A 26,716-nucleotide genomic window follows, 5' to 3' on the forward strand; every position below is an offset into this window, starting at 1 on the left:
TGAAAGGCAATAAGGATCAAATCTTTATTTTGCATTATTCGAATATAAAAAATCCAAAAGTTACGGCATTCGAAACTTTTGAAGTGAATTATTATAAATAAAATCCATATTAAAAAAGGCCCCTGAATGAAATCATCCAAGGGCCTTTTCAAGCTTTATTCTGAGTTGATAACGTCTACAGCGTTTTCCGTTCCATCTCCGTAGGTGCCACCTCATCCGGGATACTGAACTCCCGATTGGCAAATAGATCCGCAAGTCCCGAAATCTGCTTCAGACGCAACAGTTCATCCCGGTCCATACCAATGTTCTTCATGATCCACTGATCAGACATTCCGGCTCTGTCCAGTTCTGCCACAATATTACACATCAGTTCGATATTATGCATTCCACGGGCACGGTTATGCCGGATAGTGGAACTCATTCGGTTCGACAAATCCTTGTCGATCACCACAATCGGAAGCAAACCGTTTTCACGTTTATAAATACGTTTCGAGGTTTTCAGCACCGTATACCGGTGATAACCATCCACCAGGATATAGTTGTCTTCCTCTTTATTATAATAACACACACAAGGCATCGTAAAGCCGTCCTCCCAAATCGAAAGTTCCAGCAACTTCATTTCGGGCGGAGCTACGACATTCGGATTGTAATCGTTCGCATACACTTTTTCTACAGGTACTGCTTTTACCTCGTAGACCGGGCTTTTATCTACACTCATGATACTATAATTCTATATTGTTCCATTACTTGACTTCTTTTACTCATCTCTTCCTTTGTCGGCGAGAATCCCATGTATTTGCAGGCATGATCATTCTTGAGGATACAAACACACATACGCTTGTAAGTAGGTATCTCCCTGAACTCCGGAATATCAATATCATCCTGATACTCCATGCGTACAGGTTTCTTATACGTTTTATAGTTACTGTTATCCATCACGATAATCGGCACTTTGGCATCAATTAATTTTTGGATGGTTGCATCGCTCAGGCATCCACCTTTAGTCCGCCAGAAATGTACGCTGACAGACAGTTTTCGCAGATAATTCTTGCGTGCCCGTTCCGGCAAGGTAGACAACAGGAAATACATGAACTCGCGCCAGGTATAGCCTTCGGGCAGTTTCACCGACTGCCAGCCCATCGCATGTGTGCCGCCGTACATACCGGTGAAGTTCACTCCATTCACCCTTCCTATCATCTTTCCCCATGTGTTGGGGTCGAGTACCCGATAGAGGGCCAGACTCTCCTGTGCTTCATTAATGAACGGGCTCGCCACCCGCTGACGTTCCAGGTTCACTCCCGCACGATAATAAAGGTCATACAGGATGTTATAGTCCCATTGGAATTTCCCGTTCGCCGTCCATACATCCGTCGTTTTCCAGTCAAAAATGGGATATGCATTGTAGATGTCATTTCCCACCTTTGAGGTCCATTTATATTTATGATACATTTGAAATTTACGGCTCATGTAGATACAGCGCCAGCGGTTAAAGCTTTCCTGTGTACGGATACCGATCAGGCAGCAAGTGCGCACCGCATCCTTCTTCTGGTGTATCCATTGTGCAAAGCGCATCTGGAATTCATAATCCCACATGGTAGTATTGTAAAAAGGGAAATCCTCTTTCTTCATAGCCTTTTTAGGCATGGAGCGCACCCATATATCCTTTTTATTATCTTCCCAAGGTCGCCAGAAAGACTGGTACATGGACGTACAGGTAGATACCCGGAAAGGAACGCATACCCGGTATACATCCAGAATGTCTTTATTTGCTTCCAGTATTCTGTCCACATAGTCGATGGTCATCTTGTATTGGATTTCATAATCCATGTGAAATACCCCCAAACGTATTTTCAGATTATTCCGCCTGATATAGTCGATACACATATTGAGCAGTACCCCACTATCTTTCCCTCCCGAGAAAGATACATAAATATTATCAAACTCGTTAAATATTACTTTCAGTCGTTCTTGTGCTAATTCATATACATTTTTTGTTCCTGTGATTGTTTTTTTTCCCATAATTCATCTGTTCATTTTTACATAGCGTGTCCACTTTTTGTCCATAGACGTAAACTCGAATTTCTCAAAAGTTTCCTGATCCTGTATCAGCGTGACAGAATCAAGCGTCCACCCTTCAGGTATGAATGCCGTGACTATAGAAGATAGCAGAAGCGACAAGATATCTTTTCTTTGCTCGTCCACTGCAGCTACATAATAATTATTAATGACAGCCTTCTTTCCGCTTTTTTGTTCAATCGGAACGAAACCCACCACTTCTCTATTGTCAATCGCAATGTACCAAACGAAATCCTCGTTTGTTTTGAACGGATAGTTATTATTTGCACGTATTACATCCGGATCCATTACTAGAGGCGCCAAAAGCTGATATAAATGTTTGTCTTTTCCTTTTAATTGTATTACCTGTATCATAGCATTCAAAAATAGACATACAAAAATAGATAAAAAATTTCGCTTGTCGGCACAAATCTGCATAAAACATTTATTAATGAGCGATTATTTTTCATGTTCAGCATTACTTCACTCTGACCTGTCTCACTTTTATCCATACCGCAAACTATGCAATCCATCTAGTTTAAGTCACGACCAAGTTGAATGGAAATAGCATGCTCATTCATACATAGCCCGTTTTATCTTTGTGGAATCCGTTTTTTTTCCATTTCATCAGCTCAATGATTTCATTATTTTTCAAGTCCTTTTCTATGTCATACACAATCTATTTTTTATTAATGATTTTATTTTAATCCTATTCTTGTACTAATGAATAAAGATTATTTTTTCAATCCGGTTTCATTATCATTCATGTATCAGCACCATTTCCCCTTCTCCTACCACTTCATTCGTGTGCCGGTTCACTTTCATAAGGCAGATATTATAATCATTTCTTATTGCCTCTTCTATGATATTGATCACCGCCTCCTGCCTCACTTTTATCTGCCTGTTTTCAAACAGAAGAGCCGGAAAAAGCGCATAGCTTCCTACCTTTTTATCTCTTCCGTGCACCATCGCGTTCACCAGGTTCAATCCACAATGCATTTCAAAGGCTACATTACGATCTGTTATACGCTCCTCGTTTTCTACCGGCACACTGCGCTTGATCACAATCTCCGCTTTCCGCTTATCAACGGTGATACGCATACAGACGGGAGCCTCCCCGTTTTTCAGCAGCTTCTGCCGCTTGATGTAAAACAACACACAGAGTGTACTACGTCTTTTTTCAATTCCCATACTTCTTGCATTTTTAGTGGTACAAAGTTAAATCGTATTGTTCCAAATCAGACTATGCAAAATATTGAGAATCAGCGAAAACAAATCTTAATCGTTGAATTTTTCCCCGGAAAGTCCAACAGATAAGCCAGTGCCAACTACGCTATTCCGCTGCTTTTGGGTGGGGGTATTGGATAAAAAGAAAAGTCCTAAAGTATTGTACTTCAGGACTTTTCTTTATTCTGTTTCATAAGAAAGCGGTGCGTACGGGACTCGAACCCGTGACCCCATGCGTGACAGGCATGTATTCTAACCAACTGAACTAACGCACCAAAATTTCTTTTAATAATCCGCATCTCTCTCGATTGCGGATGCAAAGGTAGACATTTTTTTGAAACCTACAATAGGATGAGTATCTTTTTTCTGAAAAAGTGTATTTATTAAGAATTATCATGTACATTTGCAAGCATTACAATAAATAGAAAATAGAATGAAAAATACACCAATCGAACGAAATGTGATTGACGAAACGATCAATGAGTTTCAAATTGTCGACTTTTCAAAGGCTACTATCCGTGAAGTGAAAGCTATCGCTTCGAAAGCGGAAGCAACATCAGGCGTTGAATTTATCAAAATGGAAATGGGTGTTCCGGGGCTGCCGGCTTCCGCTGTGGGAGTGAAAGCGGAAATCGAAGCATTGCAGAACGGAATTGCAAGTCTGTATCCCGACATCAACGGACTGCCGGAACTGAAAAAAGAAGCGTCCAACTTTATCAGGGCATTTATCAATGTAGATTTAAGTCCGGAAGGTTGTGTGCCCGTCACCGGTTCTATGCAGGGAACATTCGCTTCATTCCTGACTTGTAGCCAGTGTGACGAAAAAAAAGACACGATCCTGTTTATCGATCCGGGATTTCCGGTGCAGAAACAGCAGCTGGTAGTGATGGGACAAAAGTATGAAACATTCGATGTGTACGACTACCGTGGCGACAAACTGAAAGAAAAGCTGGAAAGCTATCTGGAAAAAGGAAATATATCGGCTATTATTTATTCGAATCCCAATAATCCGAGCTGGATTTGCCTGAAAGACGAAGAGCTGCGCATTATCGGTGAACTTGCTACCCGATATGACGTAATCGTGCTGGAAGATCTGGCATACTTTGCGATGGATTTCCGTCAGGACCTGAGCACTCCTTATCAAGCTCCGTTCCAACCTTCAGTAGCTCACTACACAGATAATTACGTATTGCTGATTTCCGGTTCCAAAGCCTTCAGCTATGCTGGGCAACGTATCGGTGTGAGCTGCATCTCCGATAAGTTGTATCACCGCAGTTATCCCGGACTGACCAAACGTTATGGCGGGGGAACATTCGGTACGGTCTTTATCCACCGCGTACTCTATGCGCTTTCTTCCGGAACAAGCCATTCGGCACAGTTTGCTATGGCTGCCATGCTGAAAGCTGCCAATGAAGGTCAATACAACTTCCTCAACGAAGTAAAAGTATATGGCGACAGGGCGCAAAGGTTAAAGGAAATTTTCCTCCGTCACGGATTTTACCTGGTATATGACAACGATTTGGGTGATCCGATTGCCGACGGATTCTACTTTACTATCGGCTATCCTGGAATGACAAGCGGAGAACTAGCCAAAGAACTGATGTACTACGGAGTGAGCGCCATTTCACTGGTCACCACCGGAAGCCATCAAGAAGGATTGCGCGCATGTACCTCTTTTATTAAGGATCATCAGTACGCTCAGCTTGACGAAAGGATGAAATTGTTTGCCCAACATCACCCGATTGGCTGACAGCCGAATGACAGATTTTCCCGGATATTCATATTCACATCAGGTGACAGATTCATAAAAGCTGCTCTTAAAACAAAAAAAATGGGAAAGTATGGCTATTATTCCATTTATTTTCTTATATTAGTGGCACGAATATCAATCTGATGGCATGGATATAGACTCTGACATATTTAAAATTCAATCAAATAATGTATTGCCATCACGAGGAAAGATTCTCATCTCCGAGCCTTTCCTTCGTGATGCCACATTCGGCAGGTCCGTAATTCTGCTTATCGATCATACTGATGAAGGCACGATGGGGCTGATTATCAACAAGCCATTACCGATATTCGTCAATGACATTATCAAAGAGTTCAAGTATATCGATGACATACCCTTATACAAAGGTGGTCCCGTTGCCACAGATACCCTGTTCTACCTTCATACCTTGGCAAATATCTCCGGTGCAATACCCGTCAGCAAGGGTCTGTATCTGAACGGAGACTTTGATGAGATAAAGAAATACATCCTGCAAGGCAATAAAGTAGATCAGCACATCCGCTTCTTCCTGGGATACTGCGGCTGGGAAGGCGAACAACTGAATGACGAACTCAAAGAGAACACATGGCTCGTCTCTAAAGAAGATAAGGACTACCTGATGAACAGTGACACCAAGGATATGTGGAAAGAAGCCTTGGAAAAGCTGGGCAGCAAGTATGAAGCCTGGTCCCGCTTTCCACGAGTACCGACTTTCAATTAATGTTTCTTCGGATTCAGATACTGGAAAATAGCAGCATCTTTGTAACACCCCCCGACTTGCAACCAGTTCTTTAATAGTCCGCATTGAACGAAGCCACATGAAGTAAACAGCTTCATGCAGATTTCATTGTCCGTAGCCACATGAGCATAAAGCTGAGTCAGCGACAAGAAATCAAAGGCATATTCACACAGCAACTGCAATGCATCCGAAGCATATCCCTGCTGACGGTCAGCCTTAGAAACGGCAATTCCTACCTCACCACGAGCATGAAGAGGTACAAAGTCAGTGATATCAATCGTCCCCAGCACACGGTGATCAGACCTGCTTATTATCATCAGCCGTAACTGCTTGTCGGCAAACACGTCGCACTGTGAACCTTCTATATATTGCCGCAATACGTAGCGGGAATAAGGGACTGTAAAATTACTGATGTCCCACATGGAAGGATCGTTCTCCATCTCATACATGATATCCAGATCTTCCGGTTCTACCGCCCGGAGATAGATGCGGTCGTTGTTCAAAAAAGACTGCTTCATACCGGCTTACTCTTTATTGATATGAAGTTCGTTACGAAGCCTTTTCTCGCTGGGCAGACAGAAAAGGGAAGCGGTCAGGCCGATCAGCATACAGAGGTTTCCGGTGTTGCTGAGAGTCAGATAATAGCACAATACGTTGAGGATGATAGCCGCTTCGAGCAATCCGAGGCGTACCATGCTCCACTGCACATAACGTTTTAATGCAAGAGGAATGGTCATGTGGTCTATTTTCTTTTTCAGTACCAGACTGAATAGTTTCAATGCAAGCGGCACGCATAAAGCGGTCAGCAGAATGCCAATAGTCTCAAAATAATAGGTAGCCTGCACATTGTCAACCAAAGCTCCCACAGGAAGGAGGTCGAACTCCCCTGCCCCGAGCAAGAATGCGGGAAGCACCCAAAAGAAAACATAACTGATATTCAAGTTTCTCACTGCGCGTTTTATCTGTTCTTCCATGTTAGTTACGATATTCGTTCAAATAATTAATTCAGGTTATACGGTTCCGGTAAAAAGAGTCCGGTTGACAATACTACGTCCCAGAGTGATTTCGTCGGCATATTCCAGTTCGTCGCCAACGGATATGCCACGTGCGATTACGCTCAGTCTGACTCCCATCTTCTCCAGTTTACGGTAGATATAGAAGTTGGTGGTATCTCCTTCCATCGTAGTGCTCAAAGCGAGGATAACCTCTTTGATCCCGCCTTCGGATACCCGCTGTACCAGACTCTCAATTTGCAGGTCACTCGGTCCTACCCCGTCCATCGGAGAGATCACTCCGCCCAGTACGTGATAAAGTCCCCGATACTGCTGGGTAGCCTCTACCGCCATCACATCGCGGATGTTCTCTACCACGCAGACAGTGGAAGCATCACGCTGCGGATTGGCACAAATCTGGCAAGTTTCAGTATCCGATATATTATGGCATACTCTACAGTACTTCACTTCACGTTTCAGCGTAATAATGGAGTTGCCGAATGCCTCCACAGTAGCTGTATCCTGCCGGAGCAGATGCAATACAAGCCGCATCGCCGTCTTACGCCCGATGCCCGGAAGTTTGGAAAATTCGCCTACTGCTTTTTCGAGCAGGACGGAAGGATATTGTTGGTTCATATAGACTACAAATGAAATTCGATCTGTTTCGGGTGCAAAGATACGGATTATTGTTTTTTTATACCTATATCAAATGGAATTTGTCGATAAATAGTGCTATTTGATATATAAAAAGGAACTGTATCCTTACTATTATAAGAATTTGCCTTAGAAAGCCACTCCCGAAATTACAAAGAAAGTGTTACCTTTGCAGCCGATATGATGATACTTGTCACTATTGTATGCTATTTTGCAGGGTTATTGTTGATAGCCCACATCACCGGACACAAAGGCGGATCAAATGCAGCGTTCTTTAAAGGAGAAAACAAATCACCTTGGTATGTAGTCTCTTTTGGCATGATTGGCGCTTCTATTTCCGGCGTGACGTTCGTATCCGTACCGGGCATGGTACGGGGAATGGACATGACGTACATGCAAACGGTGCTCGGCTTCTTTTTCGGCTACATGATCGTAGCACATGTATTGCTGCCGCTATACTACAAGCTAAACCTGACAAGCATCTACGGATATCTCGGCACACGTATCGGCGTACACACTTACCGCACCGGTTCTTTCTTCTTCCTGCTCTCCCGTATGCTGGGAACAGCAGCCAAACTGTATCTCGTCTGTCTGATCCTGCACACTCATGTGTTTCAGGAGATGCATATTCCTTTCTGGGTGATTGCTGTCGGCTCCGTAACCCTCGTATGGATATACACCCACAAAAGTGGAATCAAAACGATTGTATGGACAGATACCCTGCAAACGTTCTGCCTGATCGCAGCCCTGCTTTTTATTATCTACTTCACGATACAGAAGCTGGATACAGGCTTTGACGGCATCGTACAAACCATCCGCAACAGCGAACATAGCCGGATTTTCGTATTCGACGACTGGATTTCCCGCCAAAACTTCTTCAAACAATTCTTTAGCGGAATCTTTATCGTGATCGTAATGACCGGACTCGACCAAGATATGATGCAAAAGAACCTCTCCTGCCGCAACCTGCGCGAGGCCAAAAAGAATATGTACTGCTACGGATTCTCATTCATCCCGCTGAATTTCCTGTTTTTGTGTCTGGGCATCCTGCTGCTTGCCTTAGCCGGGCAAATGCAACTGGAACTGCCGGCTATGAATGATGATATCCTTCCCATGTTTGCCACACAAGGATATCTGGGACATTCGGTACTGATTCTTTTTACGATCGGCATCATCGCCGCAGCTTTCAGCAATTCGGATTCCGCCCTGACTGCCATGACCACCAGCGTATGCATAGACCTGCTAAACACAGAGAAGGACACGGAAGAAGTGGCCCGCCGCAAAAGAAAGAGAGTGCATCTGCTCCTCTCCGTCCTGCTGGCTTTCTTCATCTGTCTGGTGGAAATGCTGAACAACAAAAGCGTGATTGACGCGATCTACATCATCGCATCCTACACATACGGACCTTTACTGGGCATGTTCGCCTTCGGATTATTCACCCGCCGGCAGACAAACGACCGGCTGGTCCCGCTCATCGCCATCGCCTCTCCGGTGCTCTGCTACGCTCTGGACTGGTGGATCAGCAAAGAAACCGGATATAAATTTGGCTATGAATTGCTAATGTTAAACGGAAGCCTTACCTTTGCGGGGATCATGTTGCTGTCCGGAAAAGAGAAAGCGGTAAAAACCCCTTAAAAACAGGTGTTCCAACGTTTATAATAAATAATGATAGAGTTTATTATAAACGACGCAATAGTTTATTAGAAATGACAAGAGAGTTTATTAGAAGTAGAAAAACAAAGAAATAAATGACAATAAAATGGAAATAACAAGTGCAGAATTTGTGATTAGCAACACGGACGTAAGGAAATGTCCGACAGGAGTATTTCCCGAATACGCCTTCATTGGTCGTTCGAATGTAGGAAAGTCGAGCCTTATCAATATGCTGACCGCCCGCAAAGGACTGGCAATGACCTCAGCCACACCGGGTAAAACAATGCTCATCAATCACTTCCTGATTAACCAAAGCTGGTATCTGGTCGATCTTCCCGGATACGGCTACGCCAGACGCGGACAAAAAGGCAAAGACCAGATACGTACCATCATCGAAGACTATATCCTCGAACGGGAACAGATGACAAACCTGTTTGTACTGATAGACAGTCGTCTGGAGCCTCAGAAAATAGATCTGGAATTTATGGAATGGTTAGGCGAAAACGGCATCCCTTTCTCTATCATCTTCACCAAAGCAGACAAGCTGAAAGGCGGACGTCTGAAAATGAATATCAACGCTTATCTGCGCGAACTGGGCAAGCAATGGGAAGAACTCCCTCCTTATTTCGTCTCTTCCTCGGAAGACCGCACAGGGCGTACCGAAATCCTCGACTATATAGAAAACATCAGTAAAGAACTCTATAAAAATAAGTAAACGCAAATGAAAAAGAACATTTTATTTATTGCATGGATTGCAATATTCTCATTGACAGCAAGCAACAGTCAGGCACAATCATTAAAAGATTTGCTCAATAAAGACAACATTTCCAAAGTAGTAAACGCCATCACCGGAACACCCGAAACGATAGACATGACAGGCACATGGACTTACAGCGGATCGGCAGTAGAATTTGAATCGGACAATCTGCTGATGAAAGCAGGAGGAGCCGCAGCCGCTACGATGGCAGAAAACAAGTTGAACGAACAACTAACCAAAGTGGGCATCAAAGAAGGACAAATGAGTTTCACTTTCAACGCCGACAGTACCTTTACAAGCACTGTTGGAAAAAAGAAACTGAGTGGTACCTATTCATATAACGCTTCCACCAAACAGGTAGACTTGAAATACCTGAAACTCCTGAACCTGCACGCGAAAGTGAACTGCACCTCCAACTCTATGGACCTGCTGTTCAACTCCGACAAACTACTCAAATTAATGACATTCCTCGGCAGCAAGACAAACAGCACCGCACTGAAAACAGTAAGCTCACTTGCTGAAAACTACGACGGGATGATGCTGGGATTCGGATTAAAGAAATAGTCTTCATTTAGTTCATTCGGCTGGAGAAAATCAGATGAAAAACATGGCGGAAAAAATGGCTTAATAAAAAAACCTAAGCTCTGAAACGCCCATGAATAGGGCGCAAAAACCCAATCAAAACCAGTAGAGAAGAGAAGAGTAGAGAATTCTATTCTAAAGAAATAGAATTATTAAGAAAGAAAAGAAAGAATTTCGCCGCCGCCGATTTGCTTTCGAATCGGAAAAGAATATATTTAGGCACGGATTACGCGGATGAACACGGTTGTTTTTTACGTAATCATAGCACTAAAACCGTGAAATCCGTGTAATCCGTGCCTAATCCTCAATTTATAATTTAGTTCATTTCCGATTTGAAATGAAGAATGAAGAATTACTTTGCAGCGTGATAGCGCAGCCAATTCTTCATTCAAAACCATTCGGAAAGAAATTAATCGGGCAAACAGAGTTATTCGTCCCGGTACTCAGTTCGATTCGCCTCGGTGCTTAACCCTGCCCACTTCGGTGCTTAATCATTCTCACCTCGCTGGTCAGGTTTATTAAGCTCGGCGGTCAAGGTTACCAAGCCGGGAGCTCAACGACAAGCCGAAGTATTTTATTCCCTTTTTTCGATTAAATTAACTCTGCCAACGGGATACTTTCCGGAAAAAGCATTACCTTTGTCATTCGTAATCAATAAAAAGAAGGAAGAATGAAAAAGATACTTTTTTTAATGACCTTGTTAGTGGTAGGAGTAAGTTTCGCTTTTGCCCAGACTAACGCTGATATCAAGTTTGACAAAACAACACACGATTTTGGAAAATTCTCTGAAAACAGTCCGGTAGTAAGCTGCGTATTCACCTTCACTAATATCGGTGACGCTCCTTTAGTAATTCATCAGGCAGTAGCATCTTGCGGATGTACAGTGCCGGAATATACCAAAGAACCGATCCAGCCGGGAAAGAAAGGTACAATCAAAGTAACTTACAACGGAACAGGCAAATATCCGGGACACTTCAAAAAATCAATAACCCTGCGTACCAATGCAAAAACAGAGATGGTACGACTCTATATTGAAGGCGATATGACCCCGAAAGATGAGAAGTAAGAAAAAATAGACCATAAAACGTAAAGGAGAATCTTTTGGTTCTCCTTTTTTTTTGTTTACTTTGAAGTCTTAAAGCATAAACTACTAAAAATATAATATGAAACAAGAAGAAGACAAATTCACCGGACTACCTGAAAACGCGTTCAGAGAGTTAAAACCGGGGGAAGTGTACAATCCCCTGATGAGTCCTTCCAAGAATTATCCGGAAGTAAATTTTTGGTCAGTAACGTGGGGTATCGCCATGGCAATCCTTTTCTCGGCAGCAGCCGCCTATTTGGGGCTGAAAGTGGGACAAGTGTTCGAGGCAGCTATTCCAATCGCCATCATCGCCGTAGGAGTCTCTGGAGCAGCTAAAAGAAAAAATGCGTTAGGAGAAAATGTAATTATCCAGTCCATCGGGGCATGTTCCGGTGTCATCGTAGCCGGAGCCATCTTCACCCTTCCCGCCCTCTATATCCTTCAAGTCAAATATCCCGAAATGACGGTCAGCTTTATGCAGGTATTTATCAGTTCATTGCTGGGTGGTGTATTGGGTATCCTGTTCCTGATTCCTTTCCGTAAATACTTCGTCAGCGATATGCACGGCAAATATCCTTTCCCGGAAGCGACTGCTACAACGCAGGTACTGGTATCCGGTGAAAAAGGCGGCAGTCAGGCTAAACCGTTACTGATGGCAGGAATGATCGGTGGATTGTATGACTTCATCGTAGCCACTTTCGGCTGGTGGAACGAGAACTTCACTACCCGTGTATGCGGCGCCGGAGAAATGCTGGCAGAGAAAGCGAAACTGGTATTTAAAGTAAATACAGGAGCTGCCGTACTCGGCCTGGGCTACATCGTCGGACTGAAATATGCTTCCATCATCTGTGCCGGATCACTGGCAGTGTGGTGGATCATCATTCCCGGAATGTCTGCCATCTGGGGAGACAGCGTATTGAACGCATGGAATCCTGAGATCACCTCTACGGTAGGCATGATGAGCCCCGAAGAAATCTTCAAGTATTATGCCAAAAGCATCGGTATCGGCGGTATTGCCATGGCAGGTGTCATCGGTATCATCCGCTCATGGGGAATCATCAAGAGCGCTGTCGGACTGGCTGCCAAAGAAATGGGTGGCAAGGGCAACGTAGAAAAAAATATCATGCGTACACAGCGCGACCTTTCAATGAAAATCATCGCTATCGGTTCTATCATTACGCTGATTCTGATTGTACTGTTCTTCTACTTCGACATCATGCAGGGAAATATAGTACATACACTGGTAGCGATTGCACTCGTAGCAGGTATTTCGTTCCTGTTTACTACCGTAGCCGCCAATGCGATCGCCATCGTAGGAACCAATCCGGTATCGGGAATGACGCTGATGACACTGATTCTGGCTTCCGTAGTGATGGTGGCTGTCGGACTGAAAGGTCCTTCGGGCATGGTTGCCGCGCTCGTTATGGGTGGTGTGGTATGTACGGCACTTTCAATGGCAGGCGGTTTCATCACTGACCTGAAAATTGGTTATTGGCTGGGTAGCACACCTGCCAAACAGGAAACATGGAAATTCTTGGGAACAATCGTTTCAGCAGCTACAGTAGGCGGTGTCATGATTATCCTGAACAAGACATACGGATTCACCAGTGGCGCACTGGCTGCACCGCAGGCCAATGCGATGGCTGCCGTGATAGAGCCGTTGATGAGCGGTGTAGGCGCACCTTGGTTGCTGTACGGTATCGGTGCTGTACTGGCCATTGTACTGACATTCTTCAAAATTCCCGCACTGGCATTCGCACTGGGTATGTTTATTCCATTGGAACTGAACGTGCCGTTGGTAGTGGGTGGTGCCGTCAACTGGTACGTTACGAGCCGCAGCAAAGATACAGCGCTCAATACGGAACGAGGTGAAAAGGGAACACTGCTGGCATCCGGCTTCATTGCGGGAGGCGCTCTGATGGGCGTAGTCAGTGCGGCAATGCGTTTCGGCGGCGTCAATCTGGTCAACGAAACATGGCTGAACAATACTTGGTCGGAAGTGTTAGCATTAGGAGCTTACGCTTTATTGATCCTCTACTTTATCAAGGCTTCCATGAAAGTAAAATAATATGAGGAAACTATTATCTGTTATAGTATCACTTATGACTGCAATGACATTTGCACAACAGCCTGTCGAGCTGCCTTTGTGGCCCAACGGTGCTCCCAACTCCAACGGACTGACCGGTGGTGAAAAGGAAGTGTCACCCCATAGGCTCAGCAATGTCACAGCCCCCACCATAACCGTTTACCGTGCCCCACAGCCGAACGGAATGGCGGTCATCATGTGTCCCGGAGGCGGCTACAGCCGCCTTGCGATGGATCATGAAGGACATGACATGGCACCTTGGTTCTGCGGACAAGGCATCACTTACATTGTACTGAAATACCGGATGCCGAACGGTCATTGCGAAGTGCCCTTGTCGGATGCAGAAAGAGCAATTCGCATCGTACGTGAACATGCCGGAGAATGGAACATCAACCCTCGTAAAATAGGAATTATGGGAGCATCTGCGGGAGGTCACCTGGCCTCTACCCTCGCTACCCATTACAGTGCGGAAACCCGTCCGGATTTTCAGATTCTGCTCTATCCGGTAGTTACCATGCTGCAAAATACTCATGGAGGTTCGAGAAATGAGCTTCTGGGCAAAAGCCCGACAACGGAGCAGATACGACACTTCTCCAACGAACTGCAAGTGACATCTGATACTCCGCAGGCATTTATCGTTCTCTCCTCCGATGACGGCGCTGTGCCTCCTTCCAACGGGGTGAATTATTATCTCGCCCTACAGAAGAACAATGTTCCCGCATCACTTCATGTCTACCCTACAGGAGGACATGGCTGGGGATATCGGGACAACTTCAAATACAAGCAACAGTGGACGCAGGAACTGGAAAAGTGGCTGCGTGACGGTGCCGTATTTCCCCAAGATGCGGAGCCGATGCTAAGAATCGGAAAATCGTATCTGGGCACAAAGTATGTAGCCAACACGCTGGATCAGGGAACAGAAGAGACGTTAGTCATCGCCCCCCAAACAGTAGATTGCCTCACCTTTGTAGAATATACGCTGGCACAGGCATTGGGTTCTTCTTTTGCCGATAACCTGCAAAAGATACGTTACCGGGACGGCATCATAGACGGCTATACTTCGCGGCTTCACTATACCTCCGACTGGATTGAGAACGGTGTCCGCCAGGGACTTCTGGAAGATGTCACCGCCCGAAACAGCGCACAGACCACCAAGCTATCCCTCTCTTATATGTCCACCCATCCCAAGCAATACAAGCATCTGGCAGATTCGCCGGAAAACGTCAAACGGATGGCTGAATATGAGAAAGCATTGTCCGGAAAGAAGGTGCACTGGCTGCCTAAAAACAAACTGCCCGACACGGGACTCCCGTGGATCATGGACGGAGACGTGATTGCTATCACCACGAAGCTTCCGGGACTGGATATAGCTCATGTAGGGATAGCTAACTTTGTAAACGGAAAGTTGCATTTGCTCCATGCTTCTTCTACTCTGGGCAAGGTTGTCCTCAGCGAAGAGCCTCTCAGCCAAATGCTCAACAATAACAAATCGTGGACAGGCATACGTGTCGTCCGGATGTCTCACCCTTAAAACAAATGATTATGAAACGAGTAAAACATTTCCTTCTCGCCTCGTGTTTGTTGCCTGCTTTTCTGGGAGCACAAGGAGTGGCAAACGCCTCTTTTCTGGAGATTACTCCGGATGCCCAATCGGCAGGTATGGCCGGCACAGGATTAGCTATCACTGACAACGGAAGTACGGCTATCTTTCATAACGCTTCCACCATCGCTTTCTCACAGGATGTAATGGGTGCCAGCTACTCATACGCTGACATAAATAAGGACTATGGTATGCACAGCGCTTCCCTCTTCTACCGCATCGGACGGGAAGGGAAACATGGATTTACCGTAGGATTCCGTCATTATAAAGATGCTGATTTTCATTGGGAGGATGGTCCGAAAGACCATGCCCGTGCCTGGAATCTGGAGGCTGCCTATTTCAGAAATATAGCCAAGAACCTGTCGGTATCATTAACGCTCAGATATCTACAGGCAAAAGCCTATAAGGACGCGGACAGCAAAGGATCGGTATCTATGGATTTCGGTGCCAGCTATCATCGCAGCATGGCTATTCTGGATGAAATGGCCTCATGGACTATCGGCTTTCAGGCCGCCAACTTAGGCGGTAAACTGGACGGTCAGAAGCTGCCTGCCCGACTCGGACTGGGTGGAGCGGTCGATCTTCCGTTCAGCATGGAAAACCGCCTGCAAGTAGCACTCGACTTGAACTATCTGCTGCCATCCGAATACCGCCATCTTCAAGCCGGTATCGGAGCTGAATACAACTTCTTGAAATACGGTGTAGTCCGCGCAGGATACCATTTCGGAGACAATGACAAAGGTACAGGCAACTACGGTACACTGGGATGCGGAATCAACTTCTGGCCAATCCGTGCAGACTTCTCGTACGCACTGGCAGACAGCGACTGCTTTATGCACCGTACGTGGCAACTCAGTGTTGGAATAGTGTTCTAAGCTCTTTCAAGCAGTTTCCTAAGCTCGCATTCAAGGCGTTGCTTCACTTCGTCCACAGGCACTTCGTGCTTCAACTCTTGACGAAGGGAAGTGACGCCTTTATCTATAAATCCACAGGGATGAATATAGCTGAAATAGCGTAAATCCGTATTCACATTCAGAGCCAGACCGTGCATAGTGACGTAGTGGCTGCTCCTCACTCCGATCGCGCAAATCTTACGGGCACGGGGGGTGTTTCCCTCCAGCCATACACCTGTCGCCTTCTCAAGCCGCCCCGCTTCAATGCCATAGGAAGCACAGACACGTATCACAGCCTCTTCGAGCAGGTGCACATATTCCTTCAATCCCAGCTGAAACTCCTCCAGATTCAATATCGGATAACAAACTAACTGTCCGGGACCATGATAAGTGATGTCCCCTCCCCGATCTATATGATAAAGAATAGCCTGAATGGCTTTCAACTGCTCGTCATTCAACAGCATATTATTTTCCTTTCCGCTACGCCCCAAAGTATAGACATGCGGATGTTCGCACATTATAATACGATTTTCGTACGTTTCTCCCTGCGCTTTTGCACGGACAACGGCATCAAACCATTCCGTCTGCCGCTGCCATGCTTCGGAGTACGGAATCAAATTCCAATCGACTAATACAGTTTTCATGAGGACAAAAGTAAGAAATAAAAAGAAAAATCGTACATTTGTAGACCGAATATAACAAGCACTTTAAACCAAAGATAACAAACACTCTTATGAAAATGGAAGTTCCACAAGTAGATTTGCCCCTGGAGGTGTTAGCATGGACCAAAGTAACTGAAGATATTCTGAACATCTACAAACAATCGTGCCGGTTACAGGCGTGCATTTTCGCAGTCTGTACGGAAGGTACTATGAAAGTCTCCATCAACCTGCTGGAATATGAGGTTCACCCGAATGACCTGATCACTTTATTGCCCGGCACCATCATTCAGTTCCGCGAGAAAGCGGAAAAGGTAAGTCTCTGCTTTGCCGGTTTCTCCGCCAAATGTATCGGGCATATCAATCTGTTGACGACAATCGGAAGCGCCTATCCCAAACTGATAGAACAGCCTATCATCCCTCTTTCCGAAAATATCGCCGACTATCTGAAGGAATATTTTGCCTTATTATCTCATGCCAGTTGTGACGAGTCTTTCAAAATGGATTCCAAATTGGCAGACCTGTCGCTTCAGACTATTCTGACAAGTGTCCAGCTGATGTACCGGAATTATACGGGAAACAATCATTCAAACCGTAAGAAGGAGATTTGCCGGAAGTTGATTCAATTAATTACTGAACACTACAAGGATCAGCGCTGTGCACAGTTCTATGCCGATCAGCTGGGAATCTCTCTTCAGCATCTGAGCACCACCGTCAAGCAAGTGACGGGAAAAAGCGTGCTGGATACCATAGCCTATATCGTCATTATCGATGCCAAAGCGCAACTAAAAGGCACGGATATGACGATTCAGGAGATAGCTTATTCGTTGAATTTTCCTAATCCCTCTTTCTTCTGCAAATTCTTCAGACGGCATGTGGGAATGTCTCCTCTGGAGTTTAGAAACAGTTGAGTCTGGTAATAAAAGCTACTTCTAAACATCGGTCAACATAATAATATTAGGCACGGATTACACGGATTAACACGGTTTTAAGAGATTAAACAAACTATTAAAAACCGTGTTAATCCGTGTAATCCGTGCCTAATTTAAAATCATAAAGGAGCGCTTTATATGCTCTCTGCTTAAATCTTCCTTCTTCCCAAACTCAACGAATTGAGCACTACACTCACACTGGAGAATGCCATAGCAGCACTTGCCAGCATCGGATTCAGCAACAATCCGTTGACAGGAAATAAGACTCCGGCAGCGATAGGAATACCGATCAGATTGTAGATGAATGCCCAGAAAAGATTCTGATGGATCAGTCGTACAGTCTGTCTGGACAGTTCAAAGGCTTTGGGGAGTAACAACAAATCGGAAGTCATCAATGTCACCATAGCGACATCCATGGCGATGTCCGTTCCCTTCCCCATCGCAATGCTGACGTCAGCCAATGCAAGAGCCTGCGAGTCATTGATACCGTCGCCCACCATGGCTACTTTCTTTCCTTGCATTTGCAGTTCACGCACAAATTCGGCTTTGTCATCCGGCAAGGCATCTGCCACAAAACGCTCAATGCCCAGACGGGAAGAGACCGCCAAAGCCGTCCGCTGTCCGTCACCGGTGAGCATACAGATGTCAATACCTTGTCGTTTCAGTTCTTTCACCGCTTCAGCAGAAGTTGCCTTTATCGGGTCGGAAACTGCAATAATAGCCAGAAGCTCGTTCTCACGTCCAAAGTATATAATTCCGTTCCCATCCGATTCGTAATGTACCAGCATATCCGCCATGACATCACTGACCGTAGCACTGAAATCTTTCAGAAGTTTGTGGCTTCCTACCCAGTAAGTATTGCCCTGATAAGACACCTTTATCCCTTTTCCTGTGATACTTTCAAAGCTGCTCAAAGGAGCGGGAGTTATCTTTTCCTCATCCTGAAGTACAGTTACAATCGCACCTGCCAACGGATGCTCCGATTTTAGTTCGGCAGCCAGAAGTACATTCTTGAAATGTTCTTCCTGCGGCTGTGCCCACAACCATCCGGTAGCGGTAGGATGCCCTTCAGTCAATGTCCCGGTTTTATCCAGCACCACTACATTGACCTTACGCATCTGTTCCAGAGCAACGGCATCTTTGATCAGAATATGCTGTCCGGCAGCCTTACCGATTCCTACCATTAATGCAGTAGGAGTGGCAAGCCCCAAAGCACAGGGACAGGCTATGACCAGAACAGATACAGCAGAAAGAATACCGTAAGAAATATACTCACTGCCACCGATGGCAACCCACAATATAAATGTCAGGATGGCGATTCCGAGCACGACAGGGACAAAAATCCCAGTAATACGGTCGACAATACGCTGCACAGGAGCTTTGCTGCCTTGTGCTTCCTGCACCATGTGAATGATGCGCGCAAGCACTGTATCACTTCCCACCTGGGAGGCACGAATGATAAATGACCCGCGCTGATTGATTGTCCCGGCAAGGACTTTGTCGCCCTTTTTCTTCTCTACCGGAATCGGCTCACCGCTAATCATACTTTCATCCACATACGATTCTCCTTCCGAAAGCTGGCCATCCACCGGAATCTGTTCGCCGGGACGGACTACAACCCTATCGCCTACCTGCAAGAGGTCTATTTGTATCTCCCCCTCTATCCCGCCACGCAACACACGCGCCACTTTGGGCTGCATTCCCATCAGCCTGCGAATTGCGTCCGAAGTATTTCCTTTGGCACGTTCCTCCATCATTTTTCCGGTCAGAACGAAAGCAATGATCACTGCGGAAGCTTCGTAATAGACGTGTGGTTCCAATCCGCGATCTGTCCAGAACTGCGGAAAGAAGGTATTGAATAAACTGAAAAGGAAGGCTATCGAGGTACTTAACGCGACCAGCGTATCCATATTACTACGCCCGACCTTGGCCTGCTTCCATGCTCCCGTAAAGAAACTGCCTCCGAAGAGTACCATTACCGGAATGGTGAGCACCATCTGTATCTCGTTAGAATATGGCATGTGCATCAATACCATAGAAAAGATAAGGAGCGGTACGACAAATATCCACGCACCGATCACTTTCCGTTTCAGGCGGAGATAACGCTTATGCTGCTCCTCCTCCCGACGTTCTTCTTTATTCGCTTCTTCTACAATCAAGTCATAACCGGCAGCAAGTACCGCTGCACGAATTTCTCCGGGAGTCAGCTTGTCGTCCTCATAAGAAATCGTCAATGTATTTGAAGCAAAGTTGACGGAAGCATCAACGACTCCCGACAACTTTTTCACTGTTTTTTCTACATTGTTAGCGCATCCCGCACAATGCATATTGAGCACGGGAAACGCCTTTTTTGCTATATTACCCATATAATTCTTACTCTTTAATGATTAGTAGTTATAAAACAAGCCAATATGGGTATTTGTTCGATTACTTCTTATCGGCTTTCTTTTCTTCTTTTTGAGATTCTTGTTTGCCGTCTTTCTTGCCTTCCTGTTTGGTTTCTTTCACAAACTCCGCCTCGTAATTGAACTTCTTGAATCCTGCCTGCAACTTCTTCACGTCCGTCTTCTCGGCATCGTAGGTGATAGACACCGTTTTGTCCTTCAGCTCGGTAGAAAGTTCTTTCACACCTTTTTCAAAGCGCATATTGTTTTTCACTTTCTTCTCGCAGTTCTCGCAATGCATCTGAGAGACTTTGAATACTACGACACGAATGTCTTTTGCCAGTACAGCTGTCACACTCAAAAGAGCCACCACGAAAGTGACCATCCATCTTCTTGTTTTCATTTTTCTTATTCTTTTAATAGTCATTATTCATTTCTGTTTTTATCACTTTAATCACTGTTTCTTGCCAGATTGAAACGTATTCCGATATACGCTTTTGCTCCGTGCACAGGTCCCCATATCATCGTAGAGTCAAAGTTACCTCCCCACGGATTCGCAGCGTCAATGATCGGGTTCTTCTGTTTGAAGTTGGTCAGGTTCTCCCCTCCTACGTAGATGGACCAACGACGGAAATAGCGGGTTATTTGAGCGCTCAATTGTTCGAAACTGCCGTAGCGGCGCTCCCAGGACAACTGACCGTCCGCCAATTCATAAGGAGCAGGCATTCTTCCTCCGCCATTGAGTTGGAGCGTAGCATCAAACTGCCATATTCCGAGTGGTGTCTGGTACGAAGCGGTCAGCAATCCCTTGTATTTACTGGTCAGTGGTTTCTCCATCCGCTGACCTTTGTAGGTTGTCTGAGCATCCGTCAGACGGTAAGCCCCTGTCAAAGTAAATCCTTTGAAAAAAGGATAGCTTGCCTCTACTTGGAACACATGCGAATAGGAACGCCCATCGAGATTGTAAAAAGCGACTTCGTGAGGATTGCTGTCCATATCTACTACTACTTGTTTCAGAAAGTTGGTGTAATAGTACTCGGCATTGATATTCAGCGTCTTGCCTAATATGGGTATATATGTAGATACGCTGGCGCCATAGTTCCATGCTTCTTCCATATCCAGCCCGTTCGCTATTTCAACCTTTCGGCTGCTGGAAAGCAGGTAATTGTTCTCTGCCAGTACATGATTCGTACGGTAACCTTTTCCGGCAGACAGGCGGAAGTGTACATACTCATTCGGATTGTATTTCAGATGCGCACGCGGGGTCACAAAGAAGCCGTGCTCACTGCTATAATCGCCGCGCAGACCTGCCATCAGCATCCACTGGTCATTCAGATTCAACGTATATTGCACATAGGCTCCGGGAACCGCTTCTTTGGCAAATGCCTTTATAAGCGGCAATTCCGTTTTATTCTCCAGCCGATAATGCTGGTCATAGGCGTCATAGTTGAAACTCAATCCTGCCGAGAAACTGTTCAGCTTATTAAATTCCGTTTCAAACATCAAAGAAGCATACGCATTCGTCTGGTCTACATTGTAGAGTTTTCGTCCGTACATCGCATCCTGATTGTGCCAGCTGGCAGAAAGAATCAATGCCAGATTCGTATTCTTCTCCTTATTGAATATATAAGCATTCTTAGTAAAAAGCTCATAACGCTCGGTATCGATTCCTACCTTATAGAGATCATCGGACTGCATACCTGCATGATGTGCCTGTCCGCTGTTCCGGCTTTCGGACAATGCCTTGAAACCTGCTTGAAAAACATAGTGATCTCCCATATATGCCCATCGGTTCCAGACATTATATTGCTCTACCCGGGGAATATCTACGAAGCCGTCATCATTGCCGTCGTGTGCTTTGGTCTCGTTCTCATAATGTGCCAGCAGAGAGGTGCTCCAGCGTTTGGACAACTTCAGGGTGGCATCTGCATTCGCCTCATACCGACTGGTACTGCTTGCGAAAAGATTGGCGGATACCCAGTCGGCTTCCGGCAACTGCGGCTTTTTAAACTCGACATTGATTTGTCCTGTGATAGCTTCGTAGCCATTCTTCACAGAAGAGATTCCTTTGGAAACCTGTATGCTCTGCATCCACGGACCGGGAACATATCCCAGTCCATAAGGGGAAGCCGCGCCACGATAGTTCGGGATATTCTCTGTCAGCATCTGCACATAAGTTCCGGACAATCCGAGCAGTTTAATCTGTTTGGCTCCCGTTGCAGCATCCGAATAACTCACGTCCACCGAAGGGTTGGTCACAAAGCTTTCTCCAAGATTGCAACAGGCAGCTCTACTCAATTCGGCACTGCTTATCATCTCTTCATTCATCACACTGCTCCGCAACTTCATCGTTCCCATTCTGCGGCTGACCACATTCACTTCATTCAGCTCTACACCATCCCGAAGGATGATATCCAGCTCCTGATTCTTCTTGCTGACATGAATCGTATCATTCTGAAAACCGATAAAACTGACCACCAGCATGTGACTTTTCGAAGGTTTGGAGATAGAAAAACTACCATCTTCTTTCGTTGTTACTCCCTGACCCGTATTCATCCAGAATACATTAGCACCCGGAATGGGTTCTCCGGTATTATCTTTGACCGCCCCCCGTACTTGCGCATAGGTTGTAACCGCAAGTAATGAGAACAGGCCCATTATCATATATTTCATTCTTTCTTAAACTTATTGTTGAGATACAAAATTAATTCATTTCTCTTGCAACTAAATTGCATTCATTCCCTTTGCTTTCATAACCTGCAATGGCTGAAAACAAAGTTCCATCGGACACAAAAAAATGAAATAACGCTAAATCAGGAGAACAGAATGTAACGCCAACTTCTGCCTCGGACAGGGAGGTGGTGGAAAGGGAAGACTGGAATAGTCTGCCGTTTGATCTATGGAGGCAAAAGCAAATAACTGACAAGATTGTTCACAGAAAAGCGTTACCACTGGAACAGAAACTGTCAGTGCGGAAACATGCTTCATCAAATCGAGCTTATAGATAGTGGCTGTACAGCCCTTTTCTCTACAGTCTTTCTTTGAATCGCACGTATGAGACTTCTTACACTTGGGACAGCCATTGGCACAACAGCCTTGCACTGCCTCACAACGGGAACAGCAGTAATGGACAATAGACACTCCTGCCCCTGAATAGATAATCAGGAGAGAAAGAATCACTGCTGTTATGTAGGCTAGTCTTTTCATTTCGGGAGACAAAGATAAAAATAAAAATGTACTATTCCAGCAATATGATCAAATTAAATAATTCTCCTTTTTCATCCATACTACTGATATTATCCGTATATTTGACCACATATTAGTCCTTATTAAACACATTATGTTATGGAATATCATCGTATATCTTTCATCCACAACGATACAGAGTATTCGTTCATCAAAGCTATAAACAGGAACTTAACGGGATACGCTTTAATGTCGGCCTGTCGGGTAGAAGTGGTCAGTTATATGAAAGAAAACAACTTGAAAGGCAGCTACATATTAACCGGTATGTCAAAGGCTTAATCACATGAAAGCAAAAAGGGAGCAGATATTAATCAGAACTTCTTGGATAAGTACTATCGGGAACGCCATACTTTCCGCATCAAAAATCATCATAGGCTTATTTGCCGGCAGTCTTGCCGTGCTGGGCGACGGCATCGATTCGGCAACGGACGTAATCATCTCCATTGTCATGATTTTCACAGCACGCATTATCAATCAGCCGCCTTCCAAGAAGTATGTATTCGGTTATGAAAAGGCCGAAGGGATTGCAACTAAGATTCTGTCGCTTGTGATTTTTTACGCGGGTGTGCAAATGTTGATATCATCCATTGGAAGCATCTTCACTGACGAGAGTAAAGAAATTCCGTCGGCCATTGCTATATACGTCACTATATTTTCTATCATCGGCAAACTCCTGCTGGCTTCATATCAATACAAACAGGGAAAGAAAATAGACAGTTCCATGCTGACAGCCAATGCGATCAATATGCGTAATGACGTGATCATCTCCTCCGGTGTGTTGCTGGGACTTATATTCACGTTCATATTCAAACTGCCTATACTCGACTCTATCACAGGACTAATCATCAGTCTCTTTATTATAAAATCTTCGATCAGTATTTTCATCGATTCGAATGTAGAATTGATGGATGGAGTCAAAGATGTCAATGTATATAATAAGATATTCGAAGCGGTGGAGCAAGTACCCGGTGCGAGTAATCCACACCGGGTAAGGTCAAGAATGATCGGGAATCTTTATATGATTACCCTCGACATAGAGGTAAACCCGCAAATAACAATCACACAGGCACATCAGATAGCCGATTCTGTGGAAAAAAGTATAAAAAGCTCTATAGACAATGTCTATGATATTTTGGTACATGTAGAACCTGCCGGTGAATGCCAGACGGATGAGAAATTCGGAATTGATAAAGGTATGGTGAATTAACTATTAACTGCAAGTATTAATGAACATGTATATGTTCCCGGACCCTGTTATAATGATTCCACCCAGATCACTTACCACTGTTTCATGTTTTCCATCCGGAGTGACTATGATGGAACCGGTCTGTATTATATGCTTTCCATCCGTCGTTACACGTATTCTGGAACTTGTATCTTCTTTTTTATCTTTCTTTGAGGATTTATCGTCTTCTTTCTTATCCTCTACGATCCGAATTTTATTACAATCATAGTCATAATAATTCTTCATTTTAGTTACTTTATCATCAACAAACCAAATCTTTGCGATATTTAATCCATAGCAAAACTCTAAGACCTCTTCCTTTTCATCAAAACTTCGATAAGTTGGCTTACCCAAAATAGCTATCACCCCTCCAGAAGACATTCCGAGTTGAATACGACTCAATTTTTCATAATTAATTCTGCTGGTATAGCAACTGCTGAGCAGTATCACCAGCAACAAAGACATAAGGTACTGATTCTTTTTCATATTAAGTATAGTTTAGTAGTTTTATACTACAAATGTAGCATGAGAAAACTCTCTTTGCAAAGACTTCTTCCTATTTGCAAGTAGGGATTTCCCTACCTATGAAATTTCCTTAGCTAAGAAAAACAACAGGGGCAACCTACAACTAACAAGCCCTTTTCATCCCCCCTCACACCCTGAAGAAACGACGGGAGATACTTTTAGAACAAGTATCTCCCGTCGTTTCTTCGTCCAATTATCCCTATTGACTACTATACCGCTTGGCTATCCACACCACCCGCCAAGAATCAATGGCTGCAAACCTTACTGATATCCACCGTAAACTCTTCACCGGCTGGCATGAATTTCCCTTTTCTTTTGAGAAACTCTATCAGTTCGTCTACTTCCATATTATCTGCCGAACAAGCATAAAAACGCTGATGTTCGCCAAACTTCTCCACGATTGCAGCTCTCAGAGTTGCTTCAGTATAACTATTTCCCTCCATCATGTGAAGAACTTCATGTGCATGTAACTGTTCCATAATCTATTTTTTCTGCAAAAATAAGTGCAGTGCATCGATTAAAACTGTAACATATGTGACAAAAGCAAGAAAAAAAGAATCATTAACAATGGCATCCCCTATATGCATTACCCAAAAAACTAGCTGAATATTTTTCCTTTTTTATTCGTAGTATTCGGTTATTTCATTTATATTTGTCGATAGTGATAGATATGATTAATGTTGAATTTATAGAAAAAACGGGTATGAAAAAACAATATGTCAGCCTGCTTGCGGTTATACTTTCGGTAAGCGGCTTTTTGTTTTCTTGTCATGACAAGATGAACAAAAATACAGGAGCATTACAATTCGATAGTATACAGGTAAACGAGACGGCACACCTCTTTAATGATACAGCCAAACCGGCATGCAATATTATCGTCAACTTCGCCTATCCTGTCAAGTCATCGGATGATATGCTGAAAGATAGTCTGAATGCATACTTCATCTCCGTATGCTTCGGAGACAAATATATCGGTGAAAAACCGGAAGCAGTAGTGAAGCAATACGCTCAGAGCTATATTGACGAGTACCGCCACGACCAGGAGCCTATGTATGCCGAAGACGAAAAGAATAAAGAGAGCGATGCAGTGGTAGGCGCATGGTATTCCTACTACAAGAGTATCGAAAGTCATGTGCAACTATATGAGAAAGACCTGCTTGTATACCGCGTTGACTATAACGAATATACCGGAGGTGCACATGGCATGTACATGTCAACTTTCCTAAATATGGACCTTACCCTGATGCGTCCGCTTCGCCTCGACGATATTTTTGTAGGCGACTATCAGGAAGCCCTGACAGACCTGATATGGAACCAGCTGATGGCCGACAACAAAGTGACAACACACGAGGCACTGGAAGACATGGGATATGCCTCGACCGGAGACATCACACCGACAGAAAACTTTTATCTGAGCAAGGAAGGTATCACCTTCTACTATAATATATACGATATCACACCGTATTCGATGGGTCCTGTCAAAGTCACGATTCCATACGCCATGATGGAACACCTGCTGGGCAGCAACCCTATTCTCGGAGATTTGAAAGATTAAACAGTTATTAAAAGATTGAACACCAATGAATATCCTATTGTTATTGCCGCGTGTGATGCAAGAGGATATTCATTTCACTTATAATTCTAAATTCACCATT

At 44.6% G+C, this 26,716-nt stretch carries 25 protein-coding genes, 1 tRNA gene and 1 pseudogene; 13 read left to right on the forward strand and 14 right to left on the reverse strand.

The genetic code is table 11. The annotated features are described in order from the left end of the window. Positions 1 to 175: 175 nt before the first annotated feature. From K6V30_RS17580 to K6V30_RS17600, 5 genes and pseudogenes are all read right to left on the reverse strand, one after another. Positions 176 to 718 carry an IbrB-like domain-containing protein gene (locus tag K6V30_RS17580; RefSeq protein ID WP_010537870.1) on the reverse strand — a complete coding sequence of 181 codons (543 nt, stop codon included), beginning with the start codon at positions 716 to 718 and terminating at the stop codon, positions 176 to 178. Further along, a complete protein-coding gene (locus tag K6V30_RS17585; protein WP_070612404.1) occupies positions 715 to 2,019 on the reverse strand; it encodes a DUF3440 domain-containing protein in 1,305 nt (434 codons plus the stop codon). The genes K6V30_RS17580 and K6V30_RS17585 overlap by 4 nt, the downstream gene beginning before the upstream one ends. Before the next feature lie 3 nt (positions 2,020 to 2,022). Beyond that, on the reverse strand, positions 2,023 to 2,430 hold the full coding sequence (locus K6V30_RS17590; protein WP_029425534.1) for a hypothetical protein: 408 nt from the start codon (positions 2,428 to 2,430) through the stop codon (positions 2,023 to 2,025). Between the two features lie 663 nt (positions 2,431 to 3,093). Then, positions 3,094 to 3,246 (reverse strand): annotated as a pseudogene (locus K6V30_RS17595) (Arm DNA-binding domain-containing protein); the annotation flags it as partial. Between the two features lie 237 nt (positions 3,247 to 3,483). Continuing rightward, positions 3,484 to 3,557: transfer RNA gene (locus tag K6V30_RS17600), tRNA-Asp, on the reverse strand. A 158-nt stretch (positions 3,558 to 3,715) separates the two neighbouring features. Here K6V30_RS17600 and K6V30_RS17605 point away from each other — a divergent pair. After that, complete coding sequence (locus K6V30_RS17605) at positions 3,716 to 5,032, forward strand: aminotransferase class I/II-fold pyridoxal phosphate-dependent enzyme (protein ID WP_055269981.1); 1,317 nt, start codon at positions 3,716 to 3,718, stop codon at positions 5,030 to 5,032. A 148-nt stretch (positions 5,033 to 5,180) separates the two neighbouring features. Beyond that, positions 5,181 to 5,771 (forward strand): YqgE/AlgH family protein, encoded by a 591-nt coding sequence (locus K6V30_RS17610; protein WP_055269983.1) that lies wholly within the window; start codon positions 5,181 to 5,183, stop codon positions 5,769 to 5,771. On the opposite strand, the gene K6V30_RS17615 is transcribed toward K6V30_RS17610, so the two are convergent. The 3 genes from K6V30_RS17615 to recR are packed head-to-tail and all read right to left on the reverse strand — an operon-like array spanning position 5,768 to position 7,417. After that, entirely contained in the window at positions 5,768 to 6,307 is a 540-nt protein-coding gene (locus tag K6V30_RS17615) for a GNAT family N-acetyltransferase (RefSeq protein ID WP_055269985.1), read from the reverse strand. The two genes, K6V30_RS17610 and K6V30_RS17615, sit on opposite strands and share 4 nt — an antisense overlap. Before the next feature lie 6 nt (positions 6,308 to 6,313). Next, the gene (locus tag K6V30_RS17620; protein ID WP_055269987.1) at positions 6,314 to 6,763 is read right to left on the reverse strand and encodes a hypothetical protein; all 450 of its coding nucleotides are present in this window, start codon (positions 6,761 to 6,763) and stop codon (positions 6,314 to 6,316) included. Positions 6,764 to 6,799: 36 nt separating this feature from the next. Continuing rightward, positions 6,800 to 7,417, reverse strand: coding sequence for a recombination mediator RecR (recR, locus tag K6V30_RS17625; RefSeq protein ID WP_055269989.1), 618 nt, complete (start codon positions 7,415 to 7,417; stop codon positions 6,800 to 6,802). A gap of 198 nt (positions 7,418 to 7,615) precedes the next feature. Here recR and K6V30_RS17630 point away from each other — a divergent pair, with 198 nt between their 5' ends. The 7 genes from K6V30_RS17630 to K6V30_RS17660 all read left to right on the forward strand — a co-directional run bounded on the left by K6V30_RS17630 (position 7,616) and on the right by K6V30_RS17660 (position 16,072). Beyond that, positions 7,616 to 9,070, forward strand: coding sequence for a sodium:solute symporter (locus K6V30_RS17630; RefSeq protein WP_010537861.1), 1,455 nt, complete (start codon positions 7,616 to 7,618; stop codon positions 9,068 to 9,070). Positions 9,071 to 9,194: 124 nt separating this feature from the next. Then, positions 9,195 to 9,803 carry a ribosome biogenesis GTP-binding protein YihA/YsxC gene (gene yihA, locus K6V30_RS17635; protein WP_010537860.1) on the forward strand — a complete coding sequence of 203 codons (609 nt, stop codon included), beginning with the start codon at positions 9,195 to 9,197 and terminating at the stop codon, positions 9,801 to 9,803. A gap of 6 nt (positions 9,804 to 9,809) precedes the next feature. Beyond that, a complete protein-coding gene (locus K6V30_RS17640) occupies positions 9,810 to 10,409 on the forward strand; it encodes a DUF4923 family protein (RefSeq protein WP_010537859.1) in 600 nt (199 codons plus the stop codon). A 688-nt stretch (positions 10,410 to 11,097) separates the two neighbouring features. Further along, positions 11,098 to 11,493 (forward strand): DUF1573 domain-containing protein, encoded by a 396-nt coding sequence (locus K6V30_RS17645; RefSeq protein WP_008763504.1) that lies wholly within the window; start codon positions 11,098 to 11,100, stop codon positions 11,491 to 11,493. A gap of 97 nt (positions 11,494 to 11,590) precedes the next feature. Then, the gene (locus K6V30_RS17650) at positions 11,591 to 13,579 is read left to right on the forward strand and encodes an OPT family oligopeptide transporter (RefSeq protein WP_010537857.1); all 1,989 of its coding nucleotides are present in this window, start codon (positions 11,591 to 11,593) and stop codon (positions 13,577 to 13,579) included. Between the two features lies 1 nt (position 13,580). Next, positions 13,581 to 15,128 carry an N-acetylmuramoyl-L-alanine amidase-like domain-containing protein gene (locus K6V30_RS17655; RefSeq protein WP_055269991.1) on the forward strand — a complete coding sequence of 516 codons (1,548 nt, stop codon included), beginning with the start codon at positions 13,581 to 13,583 and terminating at the stop codon, positions 15,126 to 15,128. A gap of 11 nt (positions 15,129 to 15,139) precedes the next feature. Continuing rightward, positions 15,140 to 16,072, forward strand: a complete 933-nt coding sequence (locus tag K6V30_RS17660; RefSeq protein ID WP_022301601.1) for a PorV/PorQ family protein — start codon at positions 15,140 to 15,142, stop codon at positions 16,070 to 16,072. Here the strand turns inward: K6V30_RS17660 and lipB are convergent. Then, on the reverse strand, positions 16,069 to 16,734 hold the full coding sequence (lipB, locus tag K6V30_RS17665; RefSeq protein ID WP_029425531.1) for a lipoyl(octanoyl) transferase LipB: 666 nt from the start codon (positions 16,732 to 16,734) through the stop codon (positions 16,069 to 16,071). The two genes, K6V30_RS17660 and lipB, sit on opposite strands and share 4 nt — an antisense overlap. A gap of 89 nt (positions 16,735 to 16,823) precedes the next feature. Here lipB and K6V30_RS17670 point away from each other — a divergent pair, with 89 nt between their 5' ends. Then, positions 16,824 to 17,660 carry a helix-turn-helix domain-containing protein gene (locus K6V30_RS17670; protein WP_010537853.1) on the forward strand — a complete coding sequence of 279 codons (837 nt, stop codon included), beginning with the start codon at positions 16,824 to 16,826 and terminating at the stop codon, positions 17,658 to 17,660. A 170-nt stretch (positions 17,661 to 17,830) separates the two neighbouring features. Here the strand turns inward: K6V30_RS17670 and K6V30_RS17675 are convergent, their stop codons facing one another. The 3 genes from K6V30_RS17675 to K6V30_RS17685 form a co-directional block, all read right to left on the reverse strand. Beyond that, positions 17,831 to 20,047: a heavy metal translocating P-type ATPase gene (locus K6V30_RS17675; RefSeq protein WP_055269993.1), complete on the reverse strand. Its 2,217-nt coding sequence runs from the start codon at positions 20,045 to 20,047 to the stop codon at positions 17,831 to 17,833. A 61-nt stretch (positions 20,048 to 20,108) separates the two neighbouring features. Further along, complete coding sequence (locus tag K6V30_RS17680; protein ID WP_055270076.1) at positions 20,109 to 20,468, reverse strand: heavy-metal-associated domain-containing protein; 360 nt, start codon at positions 20,466 to 20,468, stop codon at positions 20,109 to 20,111. A 47-nt stretch (positions 20,469 to 20,515) separates the two neighbouring features. After that, the gene (locus tag K6V30_RS17685) at positions 20,516 to 22,738 is read right to left on the reverse strand and encodes a TonB-dependent receptor (protein ID WP_055269995.1); all 2,223 of its coding nucleotides are present in this window, start codon (positions 22,736 to 22,738) and stop codon (positions 20,516 to 20,518) included. 672 nt (positions 22,739 to 23,410) lie between these two features. Here K6V30_RS17685 and K6V30_RS17695 point away from each other — a divergent pair. Next, positions 23,411 to 23,590 carry a hypothetical protein gene (locus K6V30_RS17695; RefSeq protein WP_055270000.1) on the forward strand — a complete coding sequence of 60 codons (180 nt, stop codon included), beginning with the start codon at positions 23,411 to 23,413 and terminating at the stop codon, positions 23,588 to 23,590. Positions 23,591 to 23,594: 4 nt separating this feature from the next. After that, the gene (locus K6V30_RS17700) at positions 23,595 to 24,518 is read left to right on the forward strand and encodes a cation diffusion facilitator family transporter (RefSeq protein WP_010537849.1); all 924 of its coding nucleotides are present in this window, start codon (positions 23,595 to 23,597) and stop codon (positions 24,516 to 24,518) included. 3 nt (positions 24,519 to 24,521) lie between these two features. Here K6V30_RS17700 and K6V30_RS17705 read toward each other — a convergent pair whose 3' ends face one another. Together K6V30_RS17705 and K6V30_RS17710 are read right to left on the reverse strand one after the other, a co-directional pair. After that, positions 24,522 to 25,022 carry a hypothetical protein gene (locus K6V30_RS17705; RefSeq protein WP_081030865.1) on the reverse strand — a complete coding sequence of 167 codons (501 nt, stop codon included), beginning with the start codon at positions 25,020 to 25,022 and terminating at the stop codon, positions 24,522 to 24,524. Between the two features lie 284 nt (positions 25,023 to 25,306). Beyond that, positions 25,307 to 25,540, reverse strand: coding sequence for a YecH family metal-binding protein (locus K6V30_RS17710; RefSeq protein ID WP_010537846.1), 234 nt, complete (start codon positions 25,538 to 25,540; stop codon positions 25,307 to 25,309). Between the two features lie 224 nt (positions 25,541 to 25,764). Here K6V30_RS17710 and K6V30_RS17715 point away from each other — a divergent pair, with 224 nt between their 5' ends. Continuing rightward, complete coding sequence (locus K6V30_RS17715) at positions 25,765 to 26,616, forward strand: DUF3298 and DUF4163 domain-containing protein (protein ID WP_055270004.1); 852 nt, start codon at positions 25,765 to 25,767, stop codon at positions 26,614 to 26,616. The last annotated feature ends 100 nt before the right edge of the window (positions 26,617 to 26,716 follow it).

Origin of the sequence: Bacteroides faecis (assembly GCF_020091505.1) — a bacterium.
GTDB lineage: Bacteria > Bacteroidota > Bacteroidia > Bacteroidales > Bacteroidaceae > Bacteroides > Bacteroides faecis.

Excerpts from the sequence above, each read along its gene's own strand:
- K6V30_RS17580 (WP_010537870.1), bottom strand. The coding sequence starts at position 718 with ATGAGTGTAGATAAAAGCCCGGTCTACGAGGTAAAAGCAGTACCTGTA.
- K6V30_RS17585 (WP_070612404.1), bottom strand. The coding sequence starts at position 2,019 with ATGGGAAAAAAAACAATCACAGGAACAAAAAATGTATATGAATTAGCA.
- K6V30_RS17590 (WP_029425534.1), bottom strand. The coding sequence starts at position 2,430 with ATGATACAGGTAATACAATTAAAAGGAAAAGACAAACATTTATATCAG.
- K6V30_RS17605 (WP_055269981.1), top strand. The coding sequence starts at position 3,716 with ATGAAAAATACACCAATCGAACGAAATGTGATTGACGAAACGATCAAT.
- K6V30_RS17610 (WP_055269983.1), top strand. The coding sequence starts at position 5,181 with ATGGATATAGACTCTGACATATTTAAAATTCAATCAAATAATGTATTG.
- K6V30_RS17615 (WP_055269985.1), bottom strand. The coding sequence starts at position 6,307 with ATGAAGCAGTCTTTTTTGAACAACGACCGCATCTATCTCCGGGCGGTA.
- K6V30_RS17620 (WP_055269987.1), bottom strand. The coding sequence starts at position 6,763 with ATGGAAGAACAGATAAAACGCGCAGTGAGAAACTTGAATATCAGTTAT.
- recR (WP_055269989.1), bottom strand. The coding sequence starts at position 7,417 with ATGAACCAACAATATCCTTCCGTCCTGCTCGAAAAAGCAGTAGGCGAA.
- K6V30_RS17630 (WP_010537861.1), top strand. The coding sequence starts at position 7,616 with ATGATGATACTTGTCACTATTGTATGCTATTTTGCAGGGTTATTGTTG.
- yihA (WP_010537860.1), top strand. The coding sequence starts at position 9,195 with ATGGAAATAACAAGTGCAGAATTTGTGATTAGCAACACGGACGTAAGG.
- K6V30_RS17640 (WP_010537859.1), top strand. The coding sequence starts at position 9,810 with ATGAAAAAGAACATTTTATTTATTGCATGGATTGCAATATTCTCATTG.
- K6V30_RS17645 (WP_008763504.1), top strand. The coding sequence starts at position 11,098 with ATGAAAAAGATACTTTTTTTAATGACCTTGTTAGTGGTAGGAGTAAGT.
- K6V30_RS17650 (WP_010537857.1), top strand. The coding sequence starts at position 11,591 with ATGAAACAAGAAGAAGACAAATTCACCGGACTACCTGAAAACGCGTTC.
- K6V30_RS17655 (WP_055269991.1), top strand. The coding sequence starts at position 13,581 with ATGAGGAAACTATTATCTGTTATAGTATCACTTATGACTGCAATGACA.
- K6V30_RS17660 (WP_022301601.1), top strand. The coding sequence starts at position 15,140 with ATGAAACGAGTAAAACATTTCCTTCTCGCCTCGTGTTTGTTGCCTGCT.
- lipB (WP_029425531.1), bottom strand. The coding sequence starts at position 16,734 with ATGAAAACTGTATTAGTCGATTGGAATTTGATTCCGTACTCCGAAGCA.
- K6V30_RS17670 (WP_010537853.1), top strand. The coding sequence starts at position 16,824 with ATGAAAATGGAAGTTCCACAAGTAGATTTGCCCCTGGAGGTGTTAGCA.
- K6V30_RS17675 (WP_055269993.1), bottom strand. The coding sequence starts at position 20,047 with ATGGGTAATATAGCAAAAAAGGCGTTTCCCGTGCTCAATATGCATTGT.
- K6V30_RS17680 (WP_055270076.1), bottom strand. The coding sequence starts at position 20,468 with ATGAAAACAAGAAGATGGATGGTCACTTTCGTGGTGGCTCTTTTGAGT.
- K6V30_RS17685 (WP_055269995.1), bottom strand. The coding sequence starts at position 22,738 with ATGAAATATATGATAATGGGCCTGTTCTCATTACTTGCGGTTACAACC.
- K6V30_RS17695 (WP_055270000.1), top strand. The coding sequence starts at position 23,411 with ATGGAATATCATCGTATATCTTTCATCCACAACGATACAGAGTATTCG.
- K6V30_RS17700 (WP_010537849.1), top strand. The coding sequence starts at position 23,595 with ATGAAAGCAAAAAGGGAGCAGATATTAATCAGAACTTCTTGGATAAGT.
- K6V30_RS17705 (WP_081030865.1), bottom strand. The coding sequence starts at position 25,022 with ATGAAAAAGAATCAGTACCTTATGTCTTTGTTGCTGGTGATACTGCTC.
- K6V30_RS17710 (WP_010537846.1), bottom strand. The coding sequence starts at position 25,540 with ATGGAACAGTTACATGCACATGAAGTTCTTCACATGATGGAGGGAAAT.
- K6V30_RS17715 (WP_055270004.1), top strand. The coding sequence starts at position 25,765 with ATGAAAAAACAATATGTCAGCCTGCTTGCGGTTATACTTTCGGTAAGC.